General features: G+C 74.9%; 13 protein-coding genes and 2 pseudogenes. 9 read left to right on the top strand and 6 right to left on the bottom strand.

Going from position 1 to position 13,502, the window contains the following annotated elements; genetic code table 11:
- The first annotated feature begins 6 nt into the window (after positions 1–6).
- The 7 genes and pseudogenes from trmD (at position 7) to OG799_RS21035 (ending at position 4,656) form a co-directional block, all read left to right on the top strand.
- A complete protein-coding gene (gene trmD / locus OG799_RS21065) occupies positions 7–795 on the top strand; it encodes a tRNA (guanosine(37)-N1)-methyltransferase TrmD (RefSeq protein ID WP_406036866.1) in 789 nt (262 codons plus the stop codon).
- A gap of 143 nt (positions 796–938) precedes the next feature.
- The gene (gene rplS, locus OG799_RS21060; RefSeq protein ID WP_130332913.1) at positions 939–1,298 is read left to right on the top strand and encodes a 50S ribosomal protein L19; all 360 of its coding nucleotides are present in this window, start codon (positions 939–941) and stop codon (positions 1,296–1,298) included.
- 187 nt (positions 1,299–1,485) lie between these two features.
- Positions 1,486–2,351, top strand: a pseudogene (gene lepB, locus OG799_RS21055) (signal peptidase I).
- A 9-nt stretch (positions 2,352–2,360) separates the two neighbouring features.
- Positions 2,361–2,996: a signal peptidase I gene (gene lepB / locus OG799_RS21050; protein ID WP_406036865.1), complete on the top strand. Its 636-nt coding sequence runs from the start codon at positions 2,361–2,363 to the stop codon at positions 2,994–2,996.
- 48 nt (positions 2,997–3,044) lie between these two features.
- Entirely contained in the window at positions 3,045–3,530 is a 486-nt protein-coding gene (locus OG799_RS21045; RefSeq protein ID WP_406036864.1) for an NUDIX hydrolase, read from the top strand.
- Positions 3,524–4,336, top strand: a complete 813-nt coding sequence (locus tag OG799_RS21040) for a ribonuclease HII (protein ID WP_406036863.1) — start codon at positions 3,524–3,526, stop codon at positions 4,334–4,336. The genes OG799_RS21045 and OG799_RS21040 overlap by 7 nt, the downstream gene beginning before the upstream one ends.
- Complete coding sequence (locus OG799_RS21035; RefSeq protein ID WP_007075222.1) at positions 4,333–4,656, top strand: DUF2469 domain-containing protein; 324 nt, start codon at positions 4,333–4,335, stop codon at positions 4,654–4,656. The genes OG799_RS21040 and OG799_RS21035 overlap by 4 nt, the downstream gene beginning before the upstream one ends.
- 60 nt (positions 4,657–4,716) lie before the next feature.
- On the opposite strand, the gene OG799_RS21030 is transcribed toward OG799_RS21035, so the two are convergent.
- Together OG799_RS21030 and OG799_RS21025 are read right to left on the bottom strand one after the other, a co-directional pair.
- Entirely contained in the window at positions 4,717–5,823 is a 1,107-nt protein-coding gene (locus OG799_RS21030) for a sulfite oxidase (RefSeq protein ID WP_406036862.1), read from the bottom strand.
- Between the two features lie 34 nt (positions 5,824–5,857).
- Positions 5,858–6,508 carry a class I SAM-dependent methyltransferase family protein gene (locus tag OG799_RS21025; RefSeq protein WP_406036861.1) on the bottom strand — a complete coding sequence of 217 codons (651 nt, stop codon included), beginning with the start codon at positions 6,506–6,508 and terminating at the stop codon, positions 5,858–5,860.
- A gap of 151 nt (positions 6,509–6,659) precedes the next feature.
- Here OG799_RS21025 and OG799_RS21020 point away from each other — a divergent pair.
- A pseudogene (locus OG799_RS21020) lies at positions 6,660–7,286 on the top strand (murein hydrolase activator EnvC family protein); the annotation flags it as partial.
- A gap of 6 nt (positions 7,287–7,292) precedes the next feature.
- Here OG799_RS21020 and OG799_RS21015 read toward each other — a convergent pair.
- A complete protein-coding gene (locus OG799_RS21015; RefSeq protein ID WP_406036860.1) occupies positions 7,293–8,474 on the bottom strand; it encodes an aminotransferase class V-fold PLP-dependent enzyme in 1,182 nt (393 codons plus the stop codon).
- A 107-nt stretch (positions 8,475–8,581) separates the two neighbouring features.
- On the bottom strand, positions 8,582–9,643 hold the full coding sequence (locus OG799_RS21010; protein WP_406046359.1) for a tyrosine-type recombinase/integrase: 1,062 nt from the start codon (positions 9,641–9,643) through the stop codon (positions 8,582–8,584).
- A gap of 557 nt (positions 9,644–10,200) precedes the next feature.
- Here OG799_RS21010 and OG799_RS21005 point away from each other — a divergent pair.
- Positions 10,201–10,542: a hypothetical protein gene (locus OG799_RS21005; protein WP_406036859.1), complete on the top strand. Its 342-nt coding sequence runs from the start codon at positions 10,201–10,203 to the stop codon at positions 10,540–10,542.
- A gap of 177 nt (positions 10,543–10,719) precedes the next feature.
- On the opposite strand, the gene OG799_RS21000 is transcribed toward OG799_RS21005, so the two are convergent.
- Both OG799_RS21000 and OG799_RS20995 read right to left on the bottom strand, forming a co-directional pair.
- Positions 10,720–11,952 (bottom strand): DNA-processing protein DprA, encoded by a 1,233-nt coding sequence (locus OG799_RS21000; RefSeq protein ID WP_406036858.1) that lies wholly within the window; start codon positions 11,950–11,952, stop codon positions 10,720–10,722.
- The gene (locus tag OG799_RS20995) at positions 11,949–13,469 is read right to left on the bottom strand and encodes a YifB family Mg chelatase-like AAA ATPase (protein WP_406036857.1); all 1,521 of its coding nucleotides are present in this window, start codon (positions 13,467–13,469) and stop codon (positions 11,949–11,951) included. The genes OG799_RS21000 and OG799_RS20995 overlap by 4 nt, the downstream gene beginning before the upstream one ends.
- Between the last annotated feature and the right edge of the window lie 33 nt (positions 13,470–13,502).

The raw sequence follows: 13,502 nt of genomic DNA, 5'->3' as shown, positions 1-13,502 counted from the left end.
CCCCCCATGCGCGTCGACATCGTGTCGATCTTCCCGGAGTACTTCGCCCCGCTGGACCTGTCGCTGATCGGCAGGGCCCGGGCGAACGGCACGCTGCGGCTGGCCGTACACGATCTGCGGACCTGGACCCACGACGTGCACCGCACGGTCGACGACACCCCCTACGGCGGCGGCCCCGGCATGGTGATGCGGCCGGAGCCGTGGGGTGAGGCGCTGGACGCCCTGGCTCCCGACGAGCTCAGCCCGGACGGCCACACGCTGCCCCGGTTGCTGGTTCCCTCGCCGGCCGGCGCCCCGTTCACCCAGGCCATGGCGCACGAGCTGGCCGCCGAGTCGCACCTGCTCTTCGCCTGCGGCCGGTACGAGGGCATCGACCAGCGGGTCCTCGACCACGCGGCGACCCGGATGCGGGTGACCGAGGTCTCCCTCGGTGACTACGTGCTCTTCGGCGGCGAGGTCGCGGTGCTGGTGATCCTGGAGGCGGTCACCCGGCTGCTGCCCGGGGTGCTCGGCAACGCCGGGTCGCTGGACGAGGAGTCGCACGCCCACGGGCTGCTCGAAGCGCCCATGTACACCAAACCGGCGACCTGGCGCGGGCAGGAGGTGCCGGAGGTGCTCCGCTCCGGTGACCACGGGCGGATCGCCCGCTGGCGGCGGGACGAGGCGCTGACCCGGACGGCCGCGCGCCGCCCCGACATGATCGCCGCGCTGCCCCCGGAGAGCCTGGACAAGCGGGACCGGGCCGCGCTGGACCGGGGTGGATTTCAGTCGCCGCCGGGGGATGTGGCAAAGTAGAGGGGTTGCCGCAGCTGTCCGCGCCCGCGGGCGGCTGCGAGGATCCTCGACCGGGGGCGGCCCGCCGTCCACCACCCGGGGATCAGAATCACCCATCCGCGCACCGAGTGACGGTGCGCCGTGAGCCTCACGAGGACACAGCGATGAACATCCTGGACGCCCTTGACGCCCAGTCGAAGCGGGTCGACCTCCCCGACTTCCGTGCCGGTGACACCGTGAAGGTGCACGCGCGGGTCGTCGAGGGCAACCGGTCCCGTGTCCAGATCTTCCAGGGCGTCGTCATCCGCCGCCAGGGTGACGGTCTGCGCGAGACCTTCTCGGTCCGCAAGGTCAGCTTCGGTGTGGGTGTGGAGCGGACGTACCCGATCAACAGCCCGGCGATCGACCGGATCGAGGTCGTGACCCGCGGTGACGTGCGTCGCGCCAAGCTGTACTACCTGCGCGAGCTGCGGGGCAAGAAGGCCAAGATCAAGGAGCTGCGCGAGAAGCAGCCGACGAGCTGACTTTCCGCTCGCCACGCTGCCCCACCTGCGCGGATGTCGTATCGACCAGATCGCATTACCCTGGTCGTACGGGCGCAGGAGGGCAGCGACGCCGCGTGCATCGCGGCAGAGCGGTCCACCGCCGCCCGTGGGGCCTCACGACGAGGCCCCCGGGCGGTGGTGTCGTTTCTGCGGACCGGAGAGTGGCATGGTGCAGATGCTTGACGAGGACGCCACCGTCGACCCCTGGCGCCGGCGGGCCCGGCGCACCAGGCGGCAGATGCCCCTCTGGCAGGAGCTGCCCCTGCTCCTGGTCGTCGCGTTCTGCCTCGCGGTGCTGATCCGCACCTTCCTGCTCCAGGCGTTCTTCATCCCCTCCGGGTCGATGGAGAACACCCTCCTCATCGGCGACCGGGTGCTGGTCAACAAGGTCGTCTACGACGTCCGGGACCCGGTGCGCGGCGAGGTGGTGGTCTTCCGGGGCACCGACAAATGGGTTGCCCAGGAGACCCCGGCGCCGCCGGCCGGGTTCGCCGGCAAGGTCGGGCGCACCCTCGGCGACCTGGTCGGGGTCAGCCGTCCCGGGGAGAAGGACTTCATCAAGCGGGTGATCGGGGTGCCCGGCGACAAGGTCTGGTGCTGCGACAACGGCCGGGTCGTGGTCAACGGCGTGCCGCTGGACGAGCGAGCGTACGTCTCGGAGGATTCGCCGGCCGACGTGCCGCCGAACCCGAGGGAGTGCCGGTCCCGGCAGTTCACCGAGGTGGTCGTACCGGCCGGGCAGATCTTCGTGATGGGCGACCATCGGCTGGTCTCCCAGGACGCCCGCTGCCAGGGCCCGGTGCCCATCGACAACGTGGTGGGCCGGGCCTTCATGATCGTCTGGCCCTCCGAGCGGTGGACGTCCCTGCCCGTGCCGGAGACCTTCGCCAGCCTGCCGCAGGCGGACGGCGCGCAGCCGCCGACCCCCGTCGATCCCGACCCGGTGGGCGGTGTGGTCCTGGTCCTCCCGGTCACGGCGGCCCTCTCCGTTCTCGCGCGTTCCGGGCGGCCCCCGCGTGCCCGGCGTCGTAGGCTCCTCCCGTGATTGACGAGCAGACCGAAAAGCCCCGCAGTTCCTTCTGGAAGGAGCTGCCCATCCTCCTGGGCGTGGCGATCCTGGTCGCAGTGCTGGTGCGTGCCTTCGTGCTGCAGACCTTCTTCATCCCCTCCCCGTCCATGGAGAACACTCTCAAGATCGACGATCGGGTGCTGGTCAACAAGCTGGTCTACGACTTCCGGTCGCCGCACCGGGGCGAGGTGATCGTCTTCAAGGCGCCCACCGTGTGGAGCGGCAACCCGGACGGTGAGGACTTCATCAAGCGGGTGATCGGCGTCGGCGGCGACCACGTGGTCTGCTGCGACGCGCAGGACCGGTTGGTCATCAACGGCCGTTCGCTGGACGAGCCGTACATCTACTCCGCCAACGGGCAGCAGGACAAGCCCGCCGACCAGGACTTCGACATCACCGTGCCGCGGGGGCGCCTCTGGGTGATGGGTGACCACCGGTCGGCCTCGGGCGACTCGCTGGAGCACTGGCAGCAGTCCGGCCAGGACATCACCGAGGCCACCATCCCGGAGGACCAGGTGGTCGGGCGGGCGTTCACCGTCTTCTGGCCGGTCAACCGGGCGACCTGGCTCACCGTCCCGAAGCAGTTCGACGGGATCCCCAATCCCTGACCCCGGAGGGCGTGGCCGTTCGTCGGAGCCGTCTGGCAGGCTTGGGCGGTGACCGTCTACACCCCCCGACGCGCGGCCCGGGTGCTGCTCGTCGACGCTGCCGGCCGGGTGCTGCTCTTCGCCGGCACCGATCCGGCCCGGCCCGGCCACAGCTACTGGTTCACCCCCGGCGGCGGGCTCCAGCCGGGGGAGAGCCCGGCCGACGGCGCGGCGCGTGAGCTGGCCGAGGAGACCGGGCTGCGGCTCACCCCGGCCGAACTGGGCCCGCCGGTGTGGGCCGAGACGATCGAGTTCCCGTTCGACGGCGTCTGGTACCGGCAGGAGCAGGAGTTCTTCCTGGTCCGCGTTGCGGCCTGGGAGGTGGACACCGCGGGCTTCGACGAGGTCGAGCGGGCCAGCGTCACCGGCCACCGCTGGTGGTCCCCGGACGAACTGGCCGGCACCGACGAGCGCTACTACCCGGCGGACCTGCCGGCGGTGCTGACCCGGGCGCTCGCCGCCCGACCGGCCGCCCACCGGGTTGCGGCGTGCTGACGCCCCCGCGCACCGTGGTGCGCCGCGACGGTGGCCTCTACGCGCTGGAACGCGCCCTGCAACGGCGCGGCTTCCGGCACGTGGCCGGCGCGGACGAGGCCGGGCGGGGCGCCTGCGCCGGGCCGCTCGTCGCCGCCGCCGCGGTGCTGCCCGAGGGGCGGCGCGGCGAGATCGACGGGCTGGCCGACTCCAAGCTGCTCACCCCGGCCAGCCGGGAGCGGATCTACGACGAGGTGGTCGACCGGGCCCTCGCGTACGCGGTGGTGGTGATCCCCGCGGAGGAGGTCGACGCGCGCGGGCTGCACGTGTGCAACCTGGCCGCGATGCGGCGCGCCCTCGCGTCGTTGACCACCCGTCCGGAGTACGTGCTGACCGACGGCTTCGGCGTGGACGGGCTGGACGTGCCGGGGCTGGCGGTGTGGAAGGGCGACCGGGTGGCCGCCTGTGTGGCGGCGGCGAGCGTGCTGGCCAAGGTCACCCGGGACCGGCTGATGGTGGAGCTGGACGGGAAGTTCCCCGGCTACGGGTTCGCCGAGCACAAGGGTTACATCACGCCCGAGCACACCGCGGCGCTGCGGGAGCGGGGGCCGTGCCGGGAGCACCGCTTCTCGTACGTCAACGTGGCCACGATCTCCGGCCGGGACGGGCGCCCGCCCCGGTCCCGTCGGCCGGCGGTGGACGGCCCGGATGAGCCGATGGAGCGCTCCGGCGCGTCAGGGGGTACCGTCGGCGTGGCGTTGGGCGAGCAGCCTCGACCTCCGGCGCCGGTGGGGGAAGATGTGGTCATGGAAGGCGGAGTGCGATGAGCGCGGAAGATCTCGAGAAGTACGAGACCGAGATGGAGCTGCAGCTCTACCGGGAGTACCGCGACATTGTCCGCCAGTTCTCCTACGTGGTGGAGACCGAGCGCCGTTTCTACCTGGCCAACCAGGTCGACCTGCACGTGCGCAACTCGGACGGCGAGGTCTACTTCGAGGTCGAGATGCACGACGCCTGGGTGTGGGACATGTACCGTCCCGCCCGGTTCGTCAAGAATGTCCGGGTAATGACGTTCAAGGACGTCAATGTGGAAGAGCTCGAAAAGCCGGACATCTCCCTTCCCGCAGACTCCGGATTCGGCGGCTGACGGTTTCCGCTCGCGGCGGCTGATCCGCCCCGCCGGGCGGCCCGGCCGCGCCGTGGCGGGTCACTCCGCCAGCACCACCACCTCGACCCGCTGCACCAGGTTGTTGGCGAAACCGCCCCGGTTCCAGGGCTGCTCGACCGGCTGGCTCCGCCCGGAGGCGTCGGTGGCCCGGGCGCCGAGCAGGTAGCGCCCCGGCTCCGGGTCCCACTCGTACCGCCAGCCCCGCCACGCCCACTCCCCGCCGCTCGGCTCGGCCAGCCGGGCCGGCGCCCAGGTCGCGCCCCCGTCGGTGGTCACCTCCACCGCGCTGACCGGTGCGTGTCCCGACCAGGCCCGACCGTCCACCGTGCACGGCCCCGGCCGCAGCACCCGGGTACGCGACATGAAGTCCGGGAAGCCCGGCGGGCGGACCAGGGCGCGCGGCTCGATCCGGGTCACCGGCACCCCCGGGTCGTCGGCGTCGCTGCGCAGCCGGTACGCCACCGCGTTCTGGTAGCCGTCGAACGGCTCGGTCAGCACCCGGATGTTCCGCAGCCACTTCACGTGCGCCATGCCGTACCAGCCGGGCACGATCAGCCGCAGCGGCGACCCGTGCTGCGGCAGCAGGGGAGCGCCGTTCATCTCGTACGCCAGCAGCACCTCCTCGCGCAGCGCGTCCGCGACCGGCAGCGCCCGCTGGTAGTCCTGCTCGACGCCCCGCTCGACGCCGTGGTCCGCGCCGGTGAAGACCACGTCCAGGGCCTCCGGGGAGAGCCCGGCCTCGCGCAGCAGCGGCGCCAGCGGCGTGCCGGTCCACTCGGCGTTGCCGACCGCCTCGACCAGCCACGGCTGGCTGACCGGCCGGGGGTGCAGCAGCGCCCGCCCGTTGCCGGCGCACTCCAGGGTCACCCGGTGGGTGACCCCGGGCCGGTCCCGCAGGGCGGCCAGGTCGAGGCTCAGCGGCCGGTCCACCGCGCCGTCGACGGTCAGCGTGTGCGCCGCCGGGTCGACGTCCGGGATGTCGTAGTGGATGAGCAGGTAGTGCAGCCCGGCCGGGGTGACGTCGTAGCGCAGCGCCTCCAGCGGGATGCCATGGTTGCGGGCGGCGAGCTGCAGCTCCTCCGCGCTGATCGCCTCATCCGGGTCGGCGATCCGGGACGGCCGGCTGACGTCGTCCACAGTGGTCATCGCTGCTCCCGGCGGTCGGCGGGCGGACGCCCGGTCACGGGTGGGTGAGGCGGTCGTAGCCGACGAACTCGAACATCCGCACGCCGGCCGGCAGCGCCCGGGGCCGGCCGGCGAAGCGGTGCACGCCCACCCCCACCCCGTCGGCCGGGCTGCTCACCGCCACCGGGGTGAAGCCCTCCTCGGCGAACCAGTCGCAGATGGTGGGCACCAGGTCCGGCTCGCGGCGGTGCCGGGTCCAGAAGACCGTTCCACCGGCGGCGCAGAGGGCCGCGCAGTGCCCGATCGTGGCCCGGATGTCGCCGTCGACGATGTTGCCGAAAATCCCGCAGACCAGCACCAGCTCCGCCGGGGCGAGATCGGCGTAGTGGTCGGTCAGCGCCGCGTCCCCCACCACCACCTGCACCGCCGACAGGCCGGCCGCCGCCGCGGCCGCCCGGGCCACCTCGGCGTTGCGGGGGTCCAGCTCGACCAGGCGGGCGGTCACGTCATCCCGTCGGGGATGCGTCGCGAGCACCGGGATCAGGTCCCGCCCCTGACCGGCGCAGAGGCTGACCACCCGCAGCGGACCGGGCGGCGCCTGGTCGAGCGCCTCGCGGACGCGCAACCGCAGCTCGGCCAGGCGCCGGGACAGGGCCGAGCCCGGCTGGTCGTAGTCGTCATGCCAGGCGTACCAGTCCCGCGTCATCGGCTCAGCATAGGCGGTGCGGGTCGCCGGCCCGTGCGGTCGCATAGCAGATCGACTCCGCCGCCGGGCGTTCTCCACAGCCGGGTCGCCATCCACAGTCGGCGGTGACCACCGGTGGCGCGGAGACCGCCGTCGGGGCAGGCTGCCGGCCGTGCGAACAGCGTCCGGGCCCGTCACGGCGGCCCTCCTTCTGCTCCCGCTGATCCTCCCGGCGCCGCCCGCCCCGGCGGCCGCCCCGTCGCGCGCCGCCCCCGTGGCCGTTGCCCCGGCGAGCGTGTCCCCGCTGGTCGCCTCCCCACCGGAGGTGTCCCGGGCGGGTGCGTCCGCGGTCGGCTATCCGGCGGGGGGAGGGGCATCCGGGTCCGGGTCACGGTTCCGGTGGCCGCTCGCCGGCACACCCCGGCCGGTGCGCCGGTTCGACCCGCCGCCACAGCCCTGGCTGCCCGGTCACCGGGGCGTCGACCTGGCCGCCGACCCGGGCGTCGAGGTCCGGTCGGCCGGCCCGGGCGTGGTCCTCTTCGCCGGCACGGTGGCCGGGCGCCCGGTGGTCACCGTCGGGCACGGCGGCGGGCTACGGACCACCTACGAGCCGGTACGCCCCGGGCCGGCGGTCGGTGCCCGGGTGGCCGTCGGTACGCCCATCGGCACCCTGCTCGCCGGCCACCCCGGCTGCCCGGCCGCGGCGTGCCTGCACTGGGGGCTGCGCCGGGGCGACGAATACCTCGATCCTTTGGCCCTGCTCGGCCTGGGACGCGTCCGGCTGCTGCCGCTGGACGGCGACGGCTCACCGCTGGGCGAGCAGCGTGGGCAGCTGGACCGCCAACCGGTCGTACTCGTCGGGGGTGTTGTAGACCTGGCCGCACAGCCGCAGCCAGCCCCGGTCGTTCCAGGTCATCACCGCCACCTCGGCGGCGAGCCGGTCCGCGATCCGGGTCCGCAGCGCCTCCGCCGCGTCCTTCGTGGCGGCGACGCCGCGCGGCAGCGGGATGAGCCGCATGGACACCGTCGGTCCGCCGGGCTCCGGCAGGTCGGCCGGCGCCACCCCGAGGGCGTCCCCGACCACCCGCTGCCCGTACGCGGCGAGCGCGGCGTTGTGCGCACGTACCCGGTCGACGCCCAGGCTGCGCAGGGTGAACAGCCCCACCGGCGCGGCCAGCCACGGCGTGTAGTCCAGCGTCGCCTGCCATTCGACCCGGGCGGGGAAGCCGGCCTCCTGCTCCCAGGAGACCACCAGCGGTTCGATCCGCTCCCGCCACGGCTTCGCGACCACCAGCGCGGCGGTCCCGCGCGGCGCGTACGCCCACTTGTGCAGGTTGCCGACCCAGAAATCGGCCCCGACGGAGGCCACGGTGATCGGCAGCATGCCCGGGGCGTGCGCCGCGTCGACCAGCACGGGCACGCCCTGCTCGCGGGCCACCCCGACCACGGCGGCGGCCGGGAAGAGTCGGGCGGTGGCGGAGGTGAGCTGGTCGATCACCACCAGCTTGGTCCGCCCGGGGCGCAGCCCGGAGCGGACGATCTCGACGACCTCCTCGTCGCCGGCGATCAGCGGCACGTGCAGGGTCCGGTGCGTCGCCCCGGTGCGCCGGCACTCCCGCTCCACCGAGAAGCGGACCGCACCGTACCCGTGGTCCGTGGTCAGCACCTCGTCGCCGGGGCGCAGGCCGATCGACTGGAGCGCCACCGCCACCCCGGTGGTCGCGTTGCCCACCAGCGCGGTGCCCTCCGGGTCGGCCCCCAGAAACCCGGCCAGGTGCCGGCGGGTGTGCGCGATCCGATCGACCAGACCCTGGGTGAAGAAGCGCAGCGGGTTCGCCTCCATCTCGTCGCGCAGCCGCTGCTGGGCCCGCTGCACCCCGATCGGAACGGCGCCGAACGAGCCGTGGTTGAGGTGACTGACCGACGGGTCGAGCGAGAAGAGCAGCCGAGCTCCGGGGATCGGCTCGGGCGGCTGCGGGACCGTCATCCGCCGATCGTAGCCCGCCGTCGATCATCAACCGCCGGATCGCCTTCCTCCCGCGGTCACCGCCCTGTGACGGCGCAGCCCTGCGACGGCGCGGGCCGCCGGGTCGGTCAGGCGCGTGGGTGCGCCTGCTGGTACGCCGCCCGCAGCCGCTCGACGGAGACGTGCGTGTAGATCTGGGTGCTGGCCAGCGAGGAGTGCCCGAGCAGCTCCTGCACTGCGCGCAGATCCGCGCCGCCCTCCAGCAGGTGGGTGGCGGCCGAGTGCCGGAGCCCGTGCGGGCTGATCCGGGGCAGGCCGGCCTGCTCGGCGTACCCGGCGACGATCCGGCGCGCGGTGGTCGGGTTCAGCCGCCGGCCCCGGGCGCCCAGCAGCAGCGCACCTCCGGAGCCGGGGCCGGCCAGGGCAGGTCGGCCCCGGCCCAGCCACGCGTCCAGCGCACGCTGCGCCGGCACCCCGTATGGCACGGCGCGCTCACGGCCGCCCTTGCCCAGCACCCGCACCACCCGGCGGCCGTGGTCGACGTCGGCGAGGTCCAGGCCGCACGCCTCGCTGATCCGGATCCCGGTGCCGTAGAGCACCTCCAGCAGCACCCGGTCCCGCAGCAGCACCGGCTCGTCCTCGCCCGCCGCACGTTCGCCGCCTGCCCGGTCGACCGCCTCGGCCGGTGGCACGGCCCGGTCCGTGGCCTTGGGCGATGCGGCGGCCCCGTCCATGAGGCCGGGCGGGGCGGTGGCCGGGTCCGCGGCGTTGGACGGTGCGGCGGTCGGGTCTGCGGCGTCGGGCGGTGCCGCGGTGCGGGAGGGCGCGGTCATCAGGGCGGCGGCCTGGTCGGCGCGGAGCACGGCGGGCAACTCGCGGTGGGCCCTCGGGCTGGACAGCGGGGCGGCCACGTCCGCGGGCAGCAGCCCCGACCGGTGAGCCCAGGCGCTGAAGGTGCGCGCCGACGCGGCGCGACGGGCCAGCGACGTCCGGGCGGCGCCCATCGTCCGCTGCTTCGCCAACCAGCTGCGCAGCACCGTCAGGTCCAGCTCGGCGAGGTCGACGCAGCCCATCCGGACGGCGTGGTCGAGCAGCGAGACCAGATCGGTGACGTACGCCCGCACGGTGTGCGCGGAACGGTTGCGGACCCGAGCCAGGTGGTCGGCGAAGTCGTCCACCGACTCCCGCATCGCCGGTGGCAGTCCCTCATGGGTGGCGCGGGTGCCACGCCCCTCGACGCTCACCGCCCAGCCCTGCCCAGTACGGGCGCCGGCGCGCCGGGCCGGGTCCACCCCTGATCGTCGGCACCGCCGGAGGCCGCGGTGGGACGCGGCCTGATCCTGCTGTCGGCGGACACCACCCCAGCCTACGGCCGTGATCCCACCACGGCAGAGCACCAGCGTCGTCCCGTCGGCGGCGCGTCGACGTCCCGCGTGCGTGCGTCTCCGTCGTTCCGGCTGTCCCCGCCGTCGTGGCCCTGTCCGTCGCGGTGCCGCGTTTCTGCGTGTCGCTGGCGATCTGTCGCGGGTCGGCGCGCCGTCAGGGGTGGCTGACCCGGCCCCGGACAGGGGAAACTGGTCGTACGAAGAGGACGGTCACGGTTGTCGCCGAGCGGCATCGCGGTGCCGGGCCGGGCCGGTGGCGTCACGGGCCGGGCCCGGCCGGTGAGGTGCAGGGGTGATTCGCGAGGCGGAGCAGAGCGGCGTCGATCCGGGAGGGTGACGCCGGCGGGAGGAGGGGACCGATCGTGGGTGTGGATGCCGTCCTCTATCGGCTGGTCCGGGCCGGACCCGGTCGGGGTCGTCCGTCGCACGTCGCGGCCGGCGTGGTCGCCGACCCCGACGACGTCCTGCTCGACCTGTTGAAGCGGGTGCGGGGCGGCGGCCGTACGCCGTTGCTGGACCGCGTCGATCCGCTCGGCGAGCTGGTGGTCAGCGCCGAGGCGGCGCCGCAACTCCTCGCCGAGCTGCGCTGTCTGGCCGAGGTGGCCCGGGCGCCCGCGGAGGTGGACCGGGTCCGCCGGCTCGCGCTGCTCGCCCGGCGCTGCCTGACCAGCCGGGACGTCGAGATCCGCTTCGAGGGCGACTGAGGCCGGCGGCACCGCCGCCCGCTCGGCCCGCCCCGCCCGCCCCGCCCCGCTCGGCCCGCCCCGCTCGGCCCGCCCCGCTCGGCCCGCCCCGCTCGGCCCGCCCCGCTCGGCGGTCCGGCGTGGCTCGCCCCGCTCGGGTCTTCCGGTTCCGACTGGCCGGGCTGCGGCGCGGCCGAGTCAGTCAGGCGGGGGTGGCGCGCCTGCCGGGCTCGCGCCGGCGGTCCGCCGGTCCGTTGGTGGGGCGAGGGCGTACCCGCCGTCCCGCCGGACCACCAGCCCCAACTCTTCCAACAGCGACAGCTTGCGCAACGCGACCCGGACGCCCACCCCCGCCCGGGCGGCCACCGCGTCCGGGCTGCGCGACCCCCGGCGCGGCAGGGACTCCAGGACCATGGCGGCCTCGTCGTCGAGTTCGTCTGCGGGGCGTCGCGGGCCCCGGGCCGGGGGCGCCAGGTCGGCGCCGATCCGCCCCACCTCCTCCAGCACGTGCGCGACCCCGGTGATGATTCGGGCGGCGGGCTGCTCCCGGAGCAGTTCGTGGGCGCCGACCGACATGGCCGAGGTGACCGGGCCGGGCACCACCATCCCCGGTCGGTCGATGGCCAGCGCCCGGCGCATGGTCTGGGTGGCCCCGCTGCGCGCGGACGCCTCCACCAGCACGCTTCCCCGGGTGGCGGCGGCGATCACCCGATTGCGGATCAGGAACCGCGGCCTGAGCGGTTCGGCGCCGGGCATCCATTCGCTGACCAGCAGCCCCGTCTCGGCGATCCGGTCGAAGAGGGCGGCGTTACCCATCGGGTAGGGCCGGTCCACCCCGCAGGCCAGCACCGCCACGGTCATCCCGCCGGCGTTCAACGCGCCCCGGTGCGCGGCGGCGTCGATGCCGAACGCCCCGCCGGAGACCACCGACCAGTCCCGGTCCGCCAGGCCGTAGCCCAGTTCGGTGGCCACGTGCACGCCGTAGGGCGTGGCGGCCCGGGCGCCGACCACGGCCACCGACCGTGCCATCGCCTCGGCCAGCGGCCAGGCGCCGCGTACCCAGAAGCACAGCGGTGGGGCGGTCTCGGTGTCCACCCGGCGGCTGGCCCCGGAGAGGGCGAGCCGGCGCAGGTCGTCGACGCCTGCCGGCCACTCGTCGTCCTCCGGCGTGACGATCCGGGCGCCGAGCCGGTCGGTCCGCTCCAGTGCCCGGGCCGCCGCGACGCGGGGGTCACCGGCGGCGAGCCGGGCCGCCACGGTGGCGTGCAGCTTCTCCTCCGGCGCGCCGCCCTCGCAGAGCAGTGTCAGGGTGGCCGGCGCCCCGAGCCGCTCGACCAGCCGGTGCACCGACCAGGTGCCCGGTTCGGTGAGCCAGGTCAACGCCACCCGGGCCAGCCGGTCCGCCGTCCGGGTCTCCTCGTCGCGGCTCATGCTCCCTCTCCCGTCCGTAGTGCGATCGCCTCCCGTACGTCCTCCCGGTCCGGCCGGTCCCGCCCGTCCAGGTCGGCGACCGTCCACGCCAGCCGGATGATCCGGTCGAAGCCCCGGGCCGAGAGGGAACCGCTGTCCAGCCGGGCGCGCAGCTCGTCGGTGTCATGGCCCGGCAACCGCCAGGGTGACCGGCGCAGCAGCGGGCCGGGTATCTCGGCGTTGAGCCGGCGGCCGATCGGGGCCCAGCGCTCGGCGGCTGCCGCCCGTGCCGCGGCGACCCGGGCGCCGACGGTGGCCGAGGACTCGTGCGCGCCGCCCGTCGCCATCAGCTCGGCCGCCCGCACCGGCAGGAGGGTGACCTGCACGTCGACCCGGTCCAGCAGGGGTCCGGAGAGTCGCCCCAGGTAGCGCCGCCGGGTGAGCGGGCTGCACTCGCACTGCGTGTCGCCGGCCGGTTTCGCGCACGGGCAGGGGTTGGCGGCCAGCACCAGTTGCACCCGCGCCGGGTACTCCGTGCCGCCCCGGGTCCGGGCCAGCCGGATCCAGCCGTGTTCGAGGGGCTGGCGCAACGCCTCCAGGGCGCCCTTGCTGAACTCGGGCGCCTCGTCGAGGAAGAGCACCCCGCGATGGGCCAGCGACACCGCGCCCGGGCGCGCCAGCCCGGCGCCCCCGCCCACCAGCGCCGGCACGGTGGCTGTGTGGTGCGGCGCCTGGAACGGCGGGTGGCGCAGCAGCCGCCCGTCCGACGGGAGCACGCCGGCGATCGAGTGCAGCGCGGTGACCTCCAGCGCGGCGTCGTCGTCCAGCTCGGGCAGGATCGACGGCAGGCGTTCGGCCAGCATGGTCTTGCCGGCGCCGGGTGGCCCCAGCAACGCGAGGTGGTGTCCCCCGGCCGCGGTCACCTCCAACGCCCGCCGGCCCAGTCCCTGGCCGGCGACGTCGGCCAGATCCGGCCCGTCCGGAGGCGGCGTCGGGCCGCTGGCCGAGGGTTCCAGCAGCGGCGTGCCGTCCCGGACGAAACCGACCAGTCGGTGCAGGGTGTCGACCGCGCGGACCCGGACGCCGGGGATCACCGCTGCCTCGGCCGCGTTGTCGACCGGCACGATGACCCGTCCCAGCCCCGCCCTGACCGCGGCGGCCACCATCGGCAGGACGCCGCGCACCGGTCGGACGGTGCCGTCCAGTCCCAGCTCACCCAGGACCACCACCCGGTCCAGCGGCAGCAGTGGCAGCTCCCCGGCGCCGCCGAGCAGGGCGGTGGCGATGGCCAGGTCGAACGCGGAGCCGTACTTGGGCAGGTCGGCGGGGAGCAGGTTGAGGGTGATCCGCCGGTTCGGCCACTTCTCGCCGGAGTTGACGATGGCCGCGCGGACCCGGTCCCGGGCCTCGTGCAGGGCGGTGTCGGGCAGACCGGAGATGACCACCGCGGGCAGCCCCGGCGCCAGGTCGGCCTCCACCTCCACGACGTGCCCGGTCACCCCGACCAGGCCCGCGCCGAGCACCTTGGCGTAGCTCATGCCGGCACCTCGCTTCGCCCGGCGCCGGCCTGA

It is taken from the genome of Micromonospora sp. NBC_00898 (genome assembly GCF_045207895.1).
In the GTDB taxonomy this organism is placed as follows: domain Bacteria; phylum Actinomycetota; class Actinomycetes; order Mycobacteriales; family Micromonosporaceae; genus Micromonospora.
The sequence above is the reverse complement of the archived record's forward strand: the minus strand, read 5'-3'. Positions and strand labels throughout refer to the sequence as shown.